Origin of the sequence: Alkalibacillus silvisoli (assembly GCF_039521975.1) — a bacterium.
GTDB classification, from domain to species: Bacteria; Bacillota; Bacilli; order Bacillales; family Alkalibacillaceae; genus Alkalibacillus; species Alkalibacillus silvisoli.
Map to the genome: position 1 here is coordinate 1 of NZ_BAAACZ010000009.1, position 15,286 is coordinate 15,286.

The 15,286-nt window shown below is 35.2% G+C and carries 16 protein-coding genes and 1 rRNA gene; 14 read left to right on the forward strand and 3 right to left on the reverse strand.

The window, feature by feature from the left end:
* Window positions 1-140: 140 nt before the first annotated feature.
* Window positions 141-256, forward strand: a 5S ribosomal RNA gene (gene rrf, locus ABDZ63_RS04190).
* 929 nt (window positions 257-1,185) lie between these two features.
* Here rrf and ABDZ63_RS04195 read toward each other — a convergent pair.
* Entirely contained in the window at window positions 1,186-2,460 is a 1,275-nt protein-coding gene (locus ABDZ63_RS04195; protein ID WP_343781990.1) for a BaiN/RdsA family NAD(P)/FAD-dependent oxidoreductase, read from the reverse strand.
* A gap of 90 nt (window positions 2,461-2,550) precedes the next feature.
* Here ABDZ63_RS04195 and ABDZ63_RS04200 point away from each other — a divergent pair, with 90 nt between their 5' ends.
* From ABDZ63_RS04200 to ABDZ63_RS04235, 8 genes are all read left to right on the forward strand, one after another.
* Window positions 2,551-4,173 carry a putative polysaccharide biosynthesis protein gene (locus ABDZ63_RS04200; protein ID WP_343781991.1) on the forward strand — a complete coding sequence of 541 codons (1,623 nt, stop codon included), beginning with the start codon at window positions 2,551-2,553 and terminating at the stop codon, window positions 4,171-4,173.
* Window positions 4,174-4,185: 12 nt separating this feature from the next.
* Window positions 4,186-4,896, forward strand: coding sequence for a pseudouridine synthase (locus tag ABDZ63_RS04205; protein ID WP_343781992.1), 711 nt, complete (start codon window positions 4,186-4,188; stop codon window positions 4,894-4,896).
* Window positions 4,897-4,910: 14 nt separating this feature from the next.
* Window positions 4,911-5,474, forward strand: a complete 564-nt coding sequence (gene thpR / locus ABDZ63_RS04210; RefSeq protein WP_343781993.1) for an RNA 2',3'-cyclic phosphodiesterase — start codon at window positions 4,911-4,913, stop codon at window positions 5,472-5,474.
* Window positions 5,474-6,379, forward strand: a complete 906-nt coding sequence (locus ABDZ63_RS04215) for a nuclease-related domain-containing protein (protein ID WP_343781994.1) — start codon at window positions 5,474-5,476, stop codon at window positions 6,377-6,379. Before thpR ends, ABDZ63_RS04215 begins: the two co-directional genes overlap by 1 nt.
* Before the next feature lie 27 nt (window positions 6,380-6,406).
* Window positions 6,407-7,321: a diacylglycerol/lipid kinase family protein gene (locus tag ABDZ63_RS04220; RefSeq protein WP_343781995.1), complete on the forward strand. Its 915-nt coding sequence runs from the start codon at window positions 6,407-6,409 to the stop codon at window positions 7,319-7,321.
* A 108-nt stretch (window positions 7,322-7,429) separates the two neighbouring features.
* Complete coding sequence (locus tag ABDZ63_RS04225) at window positions 7,430-8,227, forward strand: phosphotransferase (RefSeq protein WP_343781996.1); 798 nt, start codon at window positions 7,430-7,432, stop codon at window positions 8,225-8,227.
* A gap of 88 nt (window positions 8,228-8,315) precedes the next feature.
* The gene (trmB, locus tag ABDZ63_RS04230) at window positions 8,316-8,948 is read left to right on the forward strand and encodes a tRNA (guanosine(46)-N7)-methyltransferase TrmB (protein ID WP_343781997.1); all 633 of its coding nucleotides are present in this window, start codon (window positions 8,316-8,318) and stop codon (window positions 8,946-8,948) included.
* Window positions 8,949-8,978: 30 nt separating this feature from the next.
* Window positions 8,979-9,833 (forward strand): YtnP family quorum-quenching lactonase, encoded by an 855-nt coding sequence (locus tag ABDZ63_RS04235; RefSeq protein ID WP_343781998.1) that lies wholly within the window; start codon window positions 8,979-8,981, stop codon window positions 9,831-9,833.
* Between the two features lie 176 nt (window positions 9,834-10,009).
* On the opposite strand, the gene ABDZ63_RS04240 is transcribed toward ABDZ63_RS04235, so the two are convergent.
* Entirely contained in the window at window positions 10,010-10,321 is a 312-nt protein-coding gene (locus tag ABDZ63_RS04240) for a PepSY domain-containing protein (protein ID WP_343782000.1), read from the reverse strand.
* Between the two features lie 147 nt (window positions 10,322-10,468).
* Between ABDZ63_RS04240 and ABDZ63_RS04245 the strand changes: the two genes are divergently transcribed.
* Window positions 10,469-11,536 (forward strand): M42 family metallopeptidase, encoded by a 1,068-nt coding sequence (locus tag ABDZ63_RS04245; RefSeq protein ID WP_343782001.1) that lies wholly within the window; start codon window positions 10,469-10,471, stop codon window positions 11,534-11,536.
* 53 nt (window positions 11,537-11,589) lie between these two features.
* Here ABDZ63_RS04245 and ABDZ63_RS04250 read toward each other — a convergent pair whose 3' ends face one another.
* A complete protein-coding gene (locus ABDZ63_RS04250) occupies window positions 11,590-12,030 on the reverse strand; it encodes a YtoQ family protein (RefSeq protein WP_343782002.1) in 441 nt (146 codons plus the stop codon).
* Between the two features lie 148 nt (window positions 12,031-12,178).
* Between ABDZ63_RS04250 and ABDZ63_RS04255 the strand changes: the two genes are divergently transcribed.
* From ABDZ63_RS04255 to ytpR, 4 genes are all read left to right on the forward strand, one after another.
* Window positions 12,179-12,685: a hypothetical protein gene (locus ABDZ63_RS04255; RefSeq protein ID WP_343782003.1), complete on the forward strand. Its 507-nt coding sequence runs from the start codon at window positions 12,179-12,181 to the stop codon at window positions 12,683-12,685.
* A gap of 23 nt (window positions 12,686-12,708) precedes the next feature.
* A complete protein-coding gene (locus ABDZ63_RS04260; RefSeq protein WP_343782004.1) occupies window positions 12,709-13,731 on the forward strand; it encodes a PTS sugar transporter subunit IIC in 1,023 nt (340 codons plus the stop codon).
* Between the two features lie 99 nt (window positions 13,732-13,830).
* The gene (locus ABDZ63_RS04265; protein WP_343782006.1) at window positions 13,831-14,643 is read left to right on the forward strand and encodes a DUF1444 domain-containing protein; all 813 of its coding nucleotides are present in this window, start codon (window positions 13,831-13,833) and stop codon (window positions 14,641-14,643) included.
* A 5-nt stretch (window positions 14,644-14,648) separates the two neighbouring features.
* Window positions 14,649-15,266 (forward strand): YtpR family tRNA-binding protein, encoded by a 618-nt coding sequence (gene ytpR, locus ABDZ63_RS04270; RefSeq protein WP_343782007.1) that lies wholly within the window; start codon window positions 14,649-14,651, stop codon window positions 15,264-15,266.
* The last annotated feature ends 20 nt before the right edge of the window (window positions 15,267-15,286 follow it).

Here is a 15,286-nt window from a genome sequence, read left to right on the forward strand (position 1 = left end):
TGGTGACACGTGGAGCTGACGGATACTAATCGATCGAGGACTTAACTTAAATCAAGTGATAAAACACGTCTTCGACTTTGGTTGATTCTTATCTAGTTTTGAAGGTATTGGACCTTCAATTAATCTGATATAATGATTTGTCCGGTGGTTATGGCAGAGAGGTCACACCTGTTCCCATGCCGAACACAGCAGTTAAGCTCTCTAGCGCCGATGGTAGTTGGGGTTCTTCCCCTGTGAGAGTAGGACACCGCCGGGCAACTTAAAAAGTAGTGCAGTTAAACATACTTAACTGCACTACTTTTTTATTTAGGCTCTACAATATTTGTTGGGGTAGAGACACAATTCAGAGTGAGGTTTTGGATAGCGGCCGCCCGGCGTCAGGCGTTCCGCTTACGGTGGATGCTTGCACCCAAAGGGCACAAGTGCAACATCTGCTCAAACTTCCCTAAGGGCGTTTGTCGCAGTGTTTTCTTTGCCGCAGCACGGCTCGAGCCAAACAGCCTCATCGATTAGACATCTTAGTATTTTGCACCGAGGAGTCTCGAACCGTGCCCGCGGAAAGCGAAGCATTTTGATGTAGCGATGATAAATATATTCGTTAAAAGGAAAATAAGTGGATGGTGTAACTTTTTATATCACCACATTTGAAATAGAACCTAAAAGCTCTAAAAAGCAGTGATTTAAAAATGAATATATAATCGAGACACAGTAGAACAAGTTGAAGTGGAATTTGGGAGAATAATAGAACCGTATTGATTAACAATCTCCCCCATGAATTTATTAAAGAAGCAGGAAAGTCCAACAAAATGTGAGGGCAAATAATAAATAGCCAGTATTGTATTGGATTGACACAATAGCGTAAAAAACATTTTGTATTTAAAATTACAAACGAAAAAGGGCTTATTATTAAGGCTCTGTTAAAGTTTAGTGTATTTACAAATAGCATAGATCTTAAACAAAGCGACGTGATAGTTGAATAAATCTCGATTGTCTTGTTCAACTACGGGCTGCTTTAGTTTTACATGACAAGATGAAAAAACACTTGGACATAAAAATCCAAGTGTTTCCCACTGCTGTTTATTATTCGCTAATTATACGGTGTTTTAATTTGTTATAACTTGTTTTCACATTGTCTACTCGTTATAAGAACTACTTAACAGATTTAAAGGCAGAACCTTAAGTGGATTAATTAGTATAGTTTGCTGTCACCTGTTGTGCAGCATTTAACCCAGCAATATAACCAGTTGAAAAAGCTGCTGTAATATTAAACCCACCTGTATAACCATGGATATCTAAGATTTCACCACAGAAATATAGACGATCCATTATTTTTGAAGCCATTTGATTTGGAACAATCTCTTTTAATGATATTCCACCACCTGTTATAAAAGCCTTCTCGATCGGTAATGTACCATTAACATAGAATTCAAAGTTCTTTATAAGGTGAGCGAGGTTAATTACTTTTTTCTTTTCTAAGTGATGATAGGTTGTTGATGGATCAATTTCAGCTTTTTCTATGAAATATAATAACACGCGCTCCTGTACAAAAGGTTTCCAAATATGTTTAACAGATTTATTAGGTGCTTCTTTAGAAGCTTTCATTAACTGATCAAGTAATTGTTGTTCGTTTAAGTCAGGGAAACAATCAACTGATACCTTTAATTGATCAACTTTATGTTTTTTTAATGCTTTAACAACATATTGACTTAGTCTAAGTGCTGCTGGACCTGATATACCTTCATGTGTAAATAAAACGTCCCAACGATGTGTTTTAATCGGTTTACCATTAGGTTTTAATGCAGTAATCGCTACATCACGTAAAGAGATTCCTTGTAAAATCTTTTGTTGGATAAATGGTTCTTTAGATGTGATTGGGACTTCTGTTGGATATAATTCTGTAATTGTATGTCCAGCCTTTTTAGCCCAGGCATAACCTTGACCTTCACTACCTGTATGTGGAACTGACTTGCCTCCTACGGCAATGATAACTGACTGGGTTTCGATTTTCTCCCCATCTTCTAGAATGATCGAATGAGAAACATCATCATAATTGACAGCTTTCACCTTTGTATTTAACATTGTATCAACTTGATGATTGTCTAGTTGTTCTAACAACTTATTTACTACTGTGATTGCCTTATCATTAACAGGAAACATTCTCCCTTTATCTTCTTCTTTTAACTTAACATCAAGCGATTCAAAATAATCGATAATTGAATAGTTATTGAAGATCGAGAATGCACTATATAAAAATTTACCATTCCCAGGAATATGTTCGATCAATTCTTTATCGGGTAAAACATTGGTAACATTACAACGCCCGCCACCACTGATGGCAAGCTTTCTACCTAGCTTCTTCCCCTTTTCAATTAATAAGGTGTTCACTCCATGTCTTCCAGCAGTGATTGCTGCCATTAAACCTGATGGACCACCACCAATTACAACAACGTCATATTTCAATTTAATTTCAAACCCTTTCTACTCGTTATTTTCTCTATTGTATATGATAAAATAAAAGAATCGGAAAGAAAAATAATTGTAGGTGAAATTATGTCACAATCTAATATACTTCGTGGCACTATGATGTTAACAGGTGCCAATTACTTATCAAAAATACTAGGGTTGCTTTATGTGATTCCTTTTTTCGCATTAGTAGGTGAGTCGGGTGGAGCATTATATTCTTATGCATATAATCCGTATCAAATATTTTTAACGATATCATCATTAGGTATTCCAATGGCGATGTCTAAATTTGTAGCAAAGTATAATGCTTTAGAAGACTATGCTACTAAAGAAGCGGTGTTTAAATCAGGCTTAATTTTTATGTTTGGGACAGGCATAGTCACATTTTTAGTGATGTTTTTTAGTGCTGAATGGTTAGCGCAAATTTTTGTCCCAGCTGACGGTGACTACTCTAATTCCATCAGTGATGTTACATTTGTTATTCAGATGGTTAGTTTTGCATTGTTAGCTGTTGCTCCTATGAGTTTAGTTAGAGGGTATTTTCAAGGGCATGGTTCAATGGGGCCGAGTGCGATTTCAATTGTGATCGAACAAATTGTTAGAATTGTGTTCTTATTAGTCGGTGCTTTTGTTGTAATAAAAATCTTAGATGGTTCGATTACAATGGCTGTTGGTATTGCTGCTTTTGCTGCTTTTATTGGTGCAATTGCATCAAGTTTAATATTAACTTCAATTTACCGTAAAAGACGACCAGAAATGAAGCGGCAATTAAGACAATCTGGTAAAACCTCAGATATTCCACGTCGAGATTTATACCAGGAGTTATTATCTTATGCCGGTCCGTTTATTTTAGTTGGACTTGCTACCCCGTTATATCAAATAGTCGACCAAATGACATTTAACCGCACGATGGGGAATATTGGACTTGCTGATATATCTGAACAACTATTATCTATTATGATCGTTTATGGACATAAACTCGTTATTATCCCAGTAACGTTAGCTATTGGTTTGGCAATGGCTTTATTACCATCGATTACTCATGCTTTTACTCAAAATAATCATCAAGAATATCAAAGTTATATTAGTAAGTCTTTTCAAATTGTGATGTTATTAATTTTCCCAGCAGCTGTTGGATTATCACTATTATCAAGTGAGGCGTACGGAACGTTATTTGACCCTGAAGCTATCTCTTATGCTGGTCCAATATTAGCGGTATATGCTCCAGTTTCATTATTTTTCGCTTTATTTACCGTAAGTGCATCGATGTTACAAGGGGTTAATAAACAAAACTTTACGGTAATTAGTTTATTTGTAGGTTTATTAATTAAAATTGTATTAAATGTACCACTGATTACAGTCTTACAAGCTGAAGGTGCTGTTATTGCAACAGGTTTAGCTGTACTAACAGCTTCTATATTAAATATTATTAAACTTTATAGGGAAACTAAGTTTGATTTAAAACCATTATTTAAAATTTCGTTATTAATAATTATTTTAACGACCATTATGGCTGTTACTGTACTAATTACGAGATGGCTAGTAGGATTGCCTTTTAGTGGAGAGGTGACAAGGTTCCAATTGTCTGTTCAACTATTTGTTCCGGTTATCATTGGTGCTTACAGTTATTTATGGATGGCATACAAAACAACGTTATTAGAACGGCTATTAGGTGAGCGCGTTAGACGTTTTTCTAAACTATTTATATAGGGGTTATGATACATGCGTTTAGATAAATTGTTAGCAAACGAAGGGTTTGGATCGCGAAAAGATGTAAAAAAAATCATTAAACAAGGGTCAGTCCTAGTAAACGGAAATGTAGAAAAGGATGTTTCAAAGCATGTTGACCCAAAACAGTCGGAAGTCGTTGTAAACGGTGAGGCGATTGAATATCAAGAATTCGTTTATGTTATGTTAAACAAGCCTAAAGGGGTGATTTCAGCAACGGAAGACCCTAAACATAAATGTGTAACTGATTTATTAGACTCATTTTATAATAAATTTAATTTATTTCCTGTCGGTCGTTTAGATAAAGATACTGAAGGGCTAATGTTACTAACGAATGATGGTGATTTAGCCCATCGTTTAACATCTCCTAAGCATAAAGTCAATAAAGTATATGAAGCCACAATTAGTGGTGTTGTGACTGATGAAGATGTTCAAGCTTTTAGAGAAGGAGTGACGTTAGAAGATGGTTATTTGACTAAGCCAGCAATTTTGGAAGTGGATGATACGACAGATGAACATTCCTGGGTAACCGTGACGATCAGAGAAGGTAAATTCCACCAAATAAAACGAATGTTTAAAGCACGTCATCATGAAGTTCGGTTTTTAAAACGGCTTAAGATGGGCGCTTTAAGCTTAGACTATGAATTAGCATTAGGTGAGTACCGCGAGCTAAGTGAAGTAGAACTTGAACAATTAAAAGGTTAAAGTGGTGATGATGAGTGGGTCATTATTTTATTGGTATTAAAATTCCGACTGATATCTGTCAAGGTCTATTAAAGTGGCAAGAAGCAGTTCAACCTTACGTCAGTTATCGACAGTGGGTCCACGTACAAGATTTTCATATAACATTAAAGTTTTTAGGCCCGGTCTCTGACCAACAAGTTTCTAAGCTCATTGAACAACTTAATGACTTAATGTTTGTTAAAAGATTTGAATCAACAATTACAGGGGTTAGTTTTTTTGGTCAACGCAAGCAACCACGAGTTCTATTTGCAAAACTAGATCATTTAAATGAACTTCATCAATTAAAAACTGAAATTGAAAGCACTTGCGCTTCATTAGGGTTTGAGGAAGAATCACGACCTTTTAAACCACATATTACATTGGCGAAGAAGTGGAAGAACCCCAAGAAACACTTAGAGCAAGATTTAAATAATGAGATTCAACCTATTTTAGAAACCATTCAAATGACTGAATTTCACTTATTTAAGATTGATCCCAAGACACAACCGAAATATGAAATTATTAAAACTTTTCATTTTACAGAAACAGGTGAAGACTAATGGCTCAATTGATAAAATTACAAGATTATATCTCACGTTATGAGACAGATATATATCGTTATCCGACTCAATTCCTAAGGCTAAAGAAAGAAAACTATGAAGCCATTCATGCGAAATGGCTACAAGAACAAGAGAATCAATTAGAACCGAGCATTGACGAAGAACCTGACTCACCTGGCCGGTGGAAAAGGTGGTTTAAAAAGCGGCATGAATCAAATGAAGAGATTCAAGGTTCCACATTACCTGAAACAGAAGAAGAGCTAAAATATCAATTTTTAGAGAAAATATATCACTTTCAATTAAAATGGGCTTCAAGTACATTGCAAGAAGTGTCGTTTTTAGACCCACATTATGAACTTGATGAACGATTAAAGTATTTTTTAAAACGTTTTCCTGATACGTATTTGATACTTTATCAGCCTATTTTCAGACTTAAACAAGCTTTATTTGAAATTGAAACGATCATGATCACACCAACATCGATCATTTGCTTGAATTGGTTAAATGATGATGAAGATGATACGACAACTTATGAACCAATTGATCAGCGAAAATGGCTGAAAAGGGTGAATGGAGAGAAATCAACTATCGTGAATCCAAACCTTGCATTAAAAAGATCAGAAGGTGCCCTAAGAAATATATTAAACTATAAAGAAATCAATTATCCAATTAAAAAACTTGTGTTATCAATGAATGGGACAATTAATCATCATCATACTCCATATCAAACAGAGTACATAGACATAAAAAACTATGAATCTTGGTTTAATGAAAATAGACAAACTAAAACACCGCTGAAGCACCAACAATTAAAAGTTGCAAATGCCCTGCTCCAACATACACAAATTACTTCAATCAGTAGGCCTGAGTGGGAAGAAGTTGATGAAGAACTTGACCCTATTTAAAGGCTGAATAAATGAGAGGTTAAAAATATGTATGCACTCATTTTAAATCCAAAAGCAGGAAACGGTAAAAGTAAAAGCGTGTACCAAAAAATGATTAAACAAAATCACATTAATGAACACCTGTATAAAATGTACGTAACGAAGTATCAAGGACACGCTACAGAAATCGTTCAACAAATTAAAGAGGAGAACGAACAAGTTGAAAAAATAATTGTAATTGGTGGGGATGGCACTTTATATGAAGTTATTAATGGTATAAAAAAGTCAAATCTAGTAATACAGTTAGCTTTTATACCAGCTGGTTCAGGTAATGACTTTGCAAGAGGCTGTCAGATTCATTTGAATCCATATAAGCAAATTAAACAGTTATTCACTAATCCGAAAACCATTCAATATTGGTTCGGCCAATATGAAGTCAATGAAGACCAATACTTATTTGCATCTAGTATTGGCTTTGGATTTGATGCTGAAGTGGCCAAGGTAGTTAATGAATCTAGGCTCAAAAAATGGTTTAATGCACTTCATTTAGCGCCTTTAATCTACGTATACGGATTACTCATGACAATATTTAAATATAAACCTAAAACTTTGTCTTTAAATGTCGATGGGGAATGTATTAAAATAGATCATACGTGGTTAATAACTGTCAGTAATCATCCGTATTTTGGCGGTGGTATGAAAATTGCACTAGATGCTGAAGTTAATCCAAATAACTTTACAATTACTACTGTTAACAATATTTCGCGGTGGAAGCTATTATTTTTATTCATCACGGTCTTTTTCGGGAAACATACAAAACTAAAAGAAGTTCATACATTTGAAGCGAAAGAGATTAAATTATCTTCAGAAGTCCCGATTATGTATCAAGCAGATGGCTATACAAATGAGACACAGCAGTGCGTTATAAATAAAGAACAGGAATCTATTACAATAATAAAGTGAGAATTATGTCAAAAACACTTGAAAAATACTCTTTAAATAAGTTATTCTATTCTAGTCTGACTATTTAATTCAATTCGAACGACACGTAGTAAAGTAGGTGAGTGAACGATGGAACAAGTATTAGGTTCCGATTGGTTAATTACACCAGCAGGGGGCAGCTCAGGAGAAGCTTACTTGGCTGAAAATAATAACCAACAAAAATTATTTTTAAAAAGAAATTCATCGCCGTTTCTAGCGATTTTATCAGCTGAGGGAATCGTACCGAAACTTGTATGGACGAAGAGATTAGCAGATGGGGATGTCATTACAGCCCAAAAATGGCTTGAAGGACGTGTTTTAACCAAGTCCGAAATGAAGCAAGACGATGTCGTTCAACTAATTAGTAAAATTCATCACTCATCTGAAATATTACACCTATTTATGCGCATGGGAAAAAAACCTTTAGAACCATGGCATTTACTCGTGAATTTACATGAAAAAGCTCGTAAGCTACGAGTCTCTAATATTGATTTTGTTAAACAATCAACCGATTTCTTGTCTAATAATATAGACTTCGTTGAAAACTATAAGAAAGTTGTCTGTCATGCTGATTTAAATCATTCAAATTGGATGTTAGGTGAAGACAATCACTTATATTTAATTGATTGGGATAATGCGGTATTAGCTGACCCAGCAATGGATTTAAGTATGTTGCTTTATCAATATATTTCGAGGTCCGAATGGGAAGAATGGTTGAAGCGATACGGTGTGCAGCTAGATGACCATTTATTAGCTCGCTGCCAATGGTATAAGACAGCACAATCACTCTCTTTTTACTTATGGCATTTAGAGCGCGGGGATGAACATGAATGTGCAAAGTGGAAAGAACAATTAACAAGTAACCAGCAATTATTTATAAAGTATTAATCACTATCTATATCCTTGCACTAGTCTTGGATATAGATATTTTTATTGTATAATAGATGATAGAAACATTAGGAAGAAAGGTGTTATTATGAGATTAAGAAATAAGCCTTGGGCTGATGATTATATAAAGGAACATACATCTAACGTTGAACAAGATCCCTATGATCGAAAAGGTAATTGGCAATCTATATTTCATAAAGAACAACCAATTGCATTAGAAATAGGGACAGGAAAAGGTCGCTTTATCGAAGGCATGGCAACTTATAATCCGGAGTTTAATTTTATTGGAATTGAACGTGATAAAAATGTAATCGTAAGTGCAATTAATAAAATAAAAGAATTAACAAATACAAAGTTAGTTCATGTAAATGCACGTGATTTAAGAGATATGTTTTCAGAAAATGAAATTGACCGAATATACTTGAACTTCTCTGATCCTTGGCCTAAAACACGTCATGAAAAAAGGCGCTTAACTTATTATACATTTTTAGAGCAATATCAGAGTGTTTTACACAACCAAGGTAAAATTATTATGAAAACAGATAATCGTAAATTATTTGAATATAGTTTAGTTAGTTTTTCACAATTTGGAATGAAATTAGAAGATGTCACCCTAGACCTACATGCACTTGAAGATGAGACAAATGTCATGACAGAGTATGAAGAGAAGTTTTCAAACAAAGGACAACCTATTTACCGTTGTATTGCTTCTTTTCAATAGTTTAGTTAAACATACAAAAGGGGTGAGCGTATGGAAACAATGACAATTGGTAACGCAACATTAACTTGGGTAAATGGTGGTGTGACTCACATGGATGGTGGAGCTATGTTTGGTGTAGTTCCAAAGCCACTTTGGAGTCTAAAATACCCACATAACGAATTAAACCAAATTGAATTAAGGTGTGACCCAATCTTATTACAAGTAGAAAATCACAATATTTTAATTGATTCTGGTGTAGGTTTTGGTAAGTTACCTGATAAGTTAAAGCGAAATTTTGGTGTGTTAGAAGAGTCAAGAGTTTTTGAATCGCTAAAACAGCTCAAATTAACACCAGAAGATATTGATACAATCTTAATGACACATTTACATTTTGATCATGCAAGTGGTTTAACTTATATTAATGATGGGAAGTTAACTTCGAGTTTCCCAAATTCTAAGGTTATTACATCAGAAGTCGAATGGGAAGAAATGCAAAAGCCCAACATGCGTTCAAAAAACACATATTGGAAAGAAAATTGGGAGTCAGTCCAACATCAAATCGTAACGTTTAAAGAGAATTATGAAGTAATTCCAGGGTTAACGATGACACATACTGGTGGTCATAGTAATGGTCATAGCGTCATTCATTATGATGATGGAAAAGATTCTTTCGTTCATATGGCAGATTTAATGCCAACACATGCTCATCAAAACCCGCTATGGGTGCTAGCTTACGATGACTATCCCGTTACTAGTGTTCATGAGAAGAAAGCTTTGTTAGATGAAGCATATGAGAAAGATCGTTGGTTCATTTTTTACCATGATGCTTATTACCGCGCTCTTAAATTTGATCAAGAGCAATCGATCATGGATAAAATAGAACGTAAGCGTTATGAGTATCAATAGAAGCCCATAAAGCAAAATCCGAACGCGTTCATTTGATGATGAATCGTTCGGATTTTCTATTATAATAGATAAATTTGTCTTAACCTCTCTCATACTTTAAAAGACAGCTTCGCTCAGTAAAAGTGTCGAACTAAGTAGGTAAAGCCTTAGTCTTAGCTGAAATTAAATAAGAACGTTTACTCTAAAATATATGTTTCAAGTATTTCACCATTTGTAGCATCTGCATAAAACTTATAGTGTTCAGTCCTACCATCCACAGTACGTGAAACACCACCTTGATAAACAGTGTATAATTTCCCTGCTTGGGCATATTCCTCTTGCTCCATTAAAATCCATGAACCACTTATTGGTCCACTTTGTTTAAATTGTTCTTTTACACGCTTTAACGCAACTTCTGGAATCAGCCAATGTTCTTTAATCTTTTTACCTAATATTGACCCTACTGTGATGCCAATAGCTGCTGGGATCGCTAATTTATACCATTTCATTTTCGCTCACTCCATTAAATAGTATTAGCTTTATTATAATCTTTTTAGCCGTCTATTCAAAATAGTAATATAAACTATGGTGGATTAATGTTAATTTTCTGTTAAAATAAAAAATAAAGAATTATAAAAAAGTTGGAGTGATACATAGTGAATCAAGAAACGAAAAATATGTTTAAAACATTGACTGAATTACCTGGTGCACCTGGTCATGAGCATGAAGTTCGAAAGTTTATGCGTCAAGAATTAGAAAAATACTCAGATGAAGTGGTGCAAGACAAGCTTGGAGGCGTTTTTGGTGTTCGTCACGGGGAAGGCCCTAAGGTAATGGTCGCAGGACATATGGATGAAGTTGGGTTTATGGTTACTCAAGTGACTAAAAATGGTATGTTACGTTTTCAAACCTTAGGCGGTTGGTGGAATCAAGTCATGCTAGCGCAACGTGTACAAGTCATGACTGACAATGGTCCAGTTGATGGTGTGATCGGGTCAATTCCACCCCATAACTTAACAGCTGAACAACGAAAGAAGCCAATGGAAATTAAAAATATGCTTATTGATATTGGTGCAGATGATGAAGATGATGTTAAAAGAATTGGTGTTAAACCTGGACAGCCAATCGTCCCTGTTTGTCCTTTTACTGAAATGGCGAATGATAAAAAGATTATGGCAAAGGCGTGGGATAACCGTTACGGTTGCGGTTTATCAATCGAATTGTTAAAAGAGTTACAAGGTGAAAAGCTTTCACACACCCTATATTCTGGTGCAACGGTACAAGAGGAAGTTGGCTTACGTGGTGCTCAAGTAGCTGCTAATATGATTGATCCAGATCTTTTCTTCGCATTAGATGCTTCACCTGCTAATGATATGGAAGGTGATGAAAATGAATTTGGACAGTTAGGTAAAGGCGCATTACTAAGAATATTTGATCGTTCTATGATTACACATCGTGGTATGCGTGACTTTATTTTAGATACAGCAGAAACACACGATATTCCTTATCAGTACTTTATCTCACAAGGTGGTACAGATGCTGGGCGTGTTCATATTTCTAATGACGGTGTTCCTTCTGCTGTTGTGGGGCTTTGCTCAAGATATATCCATACAAGTTCATCAATCATTAATGTAGATGATTATGCTGCAGCTAAAGAGCTTTTAACTAAACTTGTTAAGTCAATTGATCAATCTACAGTTGATTCTATTAAAGAAAACGGTTAAATTAAAAGAGAGATGAATAGGACATTTGTCTTATTACATCTCTCTTTCTTATGTTATTTAAAAGTATAAGCTAGCACTTCAATTGCTTGATCTATTGTTTCAACAGTAACGTTAGCTTTATTAGATAGTTCTTTTAATGGGTGGATTAATGAATCAGGACGGACTAAAATTAATGGTTTATTTAACCCGATTGCAATTCCCGCATCCATAGCTGTGTTCCATTGCTTATAACTCTCACCAAAAAGAGCAATAACAGCATCTGATTGCTTAAGCATTAGTTCAGTTCTAAAATTGTTAATACCAGAAGCAGCATCGTCACGATATAAGCTGTTGGGTTGTTTACCAAGGATGTTTTCACCTATGTCATCTGAAAGGCTATGATTTTCTTGAGGTCCGTAAAAATTAATGTTTAACCCTTTTTCGGATGCTTTTTGCTTTAATTGTTCACGCCAGTTATCATGGATTTGTCCAGCTAAGTAAATCGATAAGTTCATCATTATGACCTCCTATATAAAATCTGTTACATTTAATAATGAATAGATAACTAGATTTTGTCAAATGTATAAGGGGTAATTTTTAATATAATTGAAAAGATAATAATTATAAACATTGAATGTTAATATAGATCTTGGAGGGTAAAGGTTGAGGTATAATAAAATTTTAGGTGTTTTATTTTTAGGGGTGATCATTGGTGCATGCTCACCTTCAGTAGAAGACGCTTTTAACCAAGCTGACTCTACAGTTAAAGACGTATTTTTATCAACTGAAGCTAAGGAACCTAACTATTCATTTGATAGTTTTAACGTATATAAACCAGACGAATTAGAAGTTCTAGACGAAAGTGAGCACAATGTCGTTTTTACTGACGGTGATCAACCGTTTGTATTATTTGTAAATGAATTAGAAGCTCCAAATAGTAGGTGGTTTTACGACCGAATTGAAGATGAAGGTGTGCATTTAAGAACATTTCAAACAGACGAGGCCTTTAGTTATTTACATGCTTTAGAACATGATGAAGATTACGAAGTTCATCTAGGAATTGGTGGTATTAAAATGTCAACAGTATCATCATTAAACGAAATTGAAGGTGACATTGAAATGATGATTGAAATCATTAATTCAGTTAAAGAGAAAGAAGAGGAAGAATAGAAAAGTCATACGGAGGTTAAACCGTGAAAACTTTTTTAAACAAGAAAGGTGTAGAGCCCTCCTTTCATAATTATTTCATTACAGCATTAAGCTTTATGGCATTAGGGTTATTCGCTTCTTTAATTATTGGTACTATTATTCAAACATTAGGAAGTGAAGTACCTATTTTACCGGAGGCTTTTGTTGAAATTGGGGAATTTGCAACATTGCCAATTATATATGGTGGTGCTATTGGGGTAGCTGTAGCTCATGGCTTAAAGGCACCACCCCTTGTACTATACAGCGCTTTGTTTGCTGGAAGTTATGCTGCTGATATTGGTGGAGGGCCTGCTGGTAGTTTTATTGCTGCATTAGTAGCAGTTGAAATTGGAAAACTTATTAGTAAAGAGACAAAGTTGGATATTGTTGTAACGCCACTAGTTACGATTTTAGTAGGCTTTTTTGTGGCGTCTTTCATTGGACCATCAATTGCTGCTTTACTAGAAGGTTTTGGTTCTATTATTAATTGGGCAACGGACTTAAGACCATTGCTAATGGGGATGATTGTTGCTGGATTAATGGGATTAGCCCTCACTGCACCTATTTCTAGTGTTGCTATTGCCGTTATGTTAGATTTAGAAGGGTTAGCGGCTGGAGCAGCTACAGTAGGGTGTGCAGCGCAAATGATTGGGTTTGCAGCAAGTAGTTATCGGGAAAATGGAATATCAGGGGTCGTATCACAAGGGATTGGTACCTCGATGCTACAAATCGCAAATGTAGTGAGAAAACCAATTATTCTAATCCCACCAACTGTTGCGGGTGTAGTATTAGCACCTTTTGCAACGGTATGGCTCCACTTAGAAAATAACGCGATCGGTGCAGGTATGGGGACAAGTGGTTTAGTTGGCCCTATTATGGCATTCGAAACGATGGGTTTTTCTATTGAATTACTCATTATTTTATCAATTTTATTAGTGTTAGCACCTGCATTAATTAGTTTATTTATATCAGAATGGTTAAGAAAAAAAGGGCTAATCAAACCTGATGATATGAAATTGGATGCTTAATTCACCTATACTTGTTACTCCAAAAGCCCCTAGCTTTTCTCTCAAATTAATACATGATAGAATAATGGCTAGTGTGCTTCGATTAAAGGGGGCAAAACAATGAAAATGACAAGTATTAAAATGAAAAAGAAACTAGAAGAGCGTTTTAATCGTAACGATTGGAAAACAACTTTTGACCGCGACAAAGATACATTTCGTATTGAATGGCAAAATAGTGGACAAGGGGTCACTATTTCTTTACCGGGTGTTATATCAAAATGGGAAAACCGTCAAGAACAAGCGATAGATGAATTAGTTTCACACATAACAGAAGCGCTAACAATTATGAATGAAGAACAAACTCTAGAGGGGAAAGAGACACAAATCTTCCCTGTTATTCGCTCAGGCTCTTTCCCAGAAGAATCAAATGAGGAAGTGCCGCTACTTTATACTGAACATACAGCTGAAACAAGGGTTTATTATGCCATTGACCTAGGTAAGTCTTATCGTCTTATTGATGAAGCTATGATGACTAAAGAAGGCTGGAATCAAGAGAGAATTCGTGAAGTAGCTATGTTCAATATAAGGCGACTACCGACAGAAATGAAGCAAGATGAAGTCGCTGGAAACACATTTTATTTCCTATCGACCAATGACGGGTATGATGCGAGCCGCATTCTAAATGAAGCCTTAATTGAAGAGATGAAAGCTAAAGCAGAAGGAGAATTAGCAATCGGTGTTCCGCATCAAGATGTGTGTATTTTTGCTGATATTCGTAATAAAGTCGGTTATGATGTATTAGCACAAATGATGATGCAATTTTTTGCAGAAGGTCGAATTCCAATCACTTCTTTACCTTTCTTATATGAAGAAGACCGTTTAGAACCGATCTTTATTTTAGCTCAGAAAAAACGTGATGAGGATAAGGAGTAGAGAGCATGCAACTTATTTATAACCGTAAAGGTATTGGAGATGTATTAATTTTAACCTTGAAGCAAACTGAAGAGAAAACAACGACAACATCTTATGGTTCAGTCACACGCATAGCTATTGAAAAGACAAATGAGCCAGTTGCATATAACATCTTCGGTATTTCAGATTACTTAAATGTAAATGGTTATGATTTATTGAACGTAGATGAAGCACTAATACGTAAAATTGAAACAATCTTTAAAGAAAATGGACTTGATGAAGACATTCACATTGATCTTTCACCTAAATTCGTGGTCGGTCATGTAAAAGAAGTTAAGAAACACGAGGATTCTGATCAATTAAATGTTTGCCAAGTGGATGTTGGTCATGAACAAATACAAATCGTATGTGGTGCACCAAATGTAGCTGAAGGACAAAAGGTTGTCGTGGCTAAAGTCGGTGCTATGATGCCAAGTGGTATGGAAATTAAAGATTCACAGTTAAGGGGAGTCCCATCAACAGGCATGATTTGTGCAGCAAGAGAATTAAATCTACCAAATGCACCTCAAGAAAAAGGAATCTTAGTATTAAATGATCAAGAAACAGTTGGTGAATCTTTTCGAGTGGGAATGTATGAAGCTTAATATCTTGGCTGATTAATTAA

What these genes read in the sequence shown, in the direction of transcription:
- ABDZ63_RS04240 (WP_343782000.1), bottom strand. Translation starts at nt 10,321, where the DNA reads ATGAAATGGTATAAATTAGCGATCCCAGCAGCTATTGGCATCACAGTA.
- ABDZ63_RS04235 (WP_343781998.1), top strand. Translation starts at nt 8,979, where the DNA reads ATGGAAACAATGACAATTGGTAACGCAACATTAACTTGGGTAAATGGT.
- ABDZ63_RS04205 (WP_343781992.1), top strand. Translation starts at nt 4,186, where the DNA reads ATGCGTTTAGATAAATTGTTAGCAAACGAAGGGTTTGGATCGCGAAAA.
- ABDZ63_RS04200 (WP_343781991.1), top strand. Translation starts at nt 2,551, where the DNA reads ATGTCACAATCTAATATACTTCGTGGCACTATGATGTTAACAGGTGCC.
- ytpR (WP_343782007.1), top strand. Translation starts at nt 14,649, where the DNA reads ATGCAACTTATTTATAACCGTAAAGGTATTGGAGATGTATTAATTTTA.
- ABDZ63_RS04250 (WP_343782002.1), bottom strand. Translation starts at nt 12,030, where the DNA reads ATGAACTTATCGATTTACTTAGCTGGACAAATCCATGATAACTGGCGT.
- ABDZ63_RS04265 (WP_343782006.1), top strand. Translation starts at nt 13,831, where the DNA reads ATGAAAATGACAAGTATTAAAATGAAAAAGAAACTAGAAGAGCGTTTT.
- trmB (WP_343781997.1), top strand. Translation starts at nt 8,316, where the DNA reads ATGAGATTAAGAAATAAGCCTTGGGCTGATGATTATATAAAGGAACAT.
- ABDZ63_RS04220 (WP_343781995.1), top strand. Translation starts at nt 6,407, where the DNA reads ATGTATGCACTCATTTTAAATCCAAAAGCAGGAAACGGTAAAAGTAAA.
- ABDZ63_RS04225 (WP_343781996.1), top strand. Translation starts at nt 7,430, where the DNA reads ATGGAACAAGTATTAGGTTCCGATTGGTTAATTACACCAGCAGGGGGC.
- ABDZ63_RS04215 (WP_343781994.1), top strand. Translation starts at nt 5,474, where the DNA reads ATGGCTCAATTGATAAAATTACAAGATTATATCTCACGTTATGAGACA.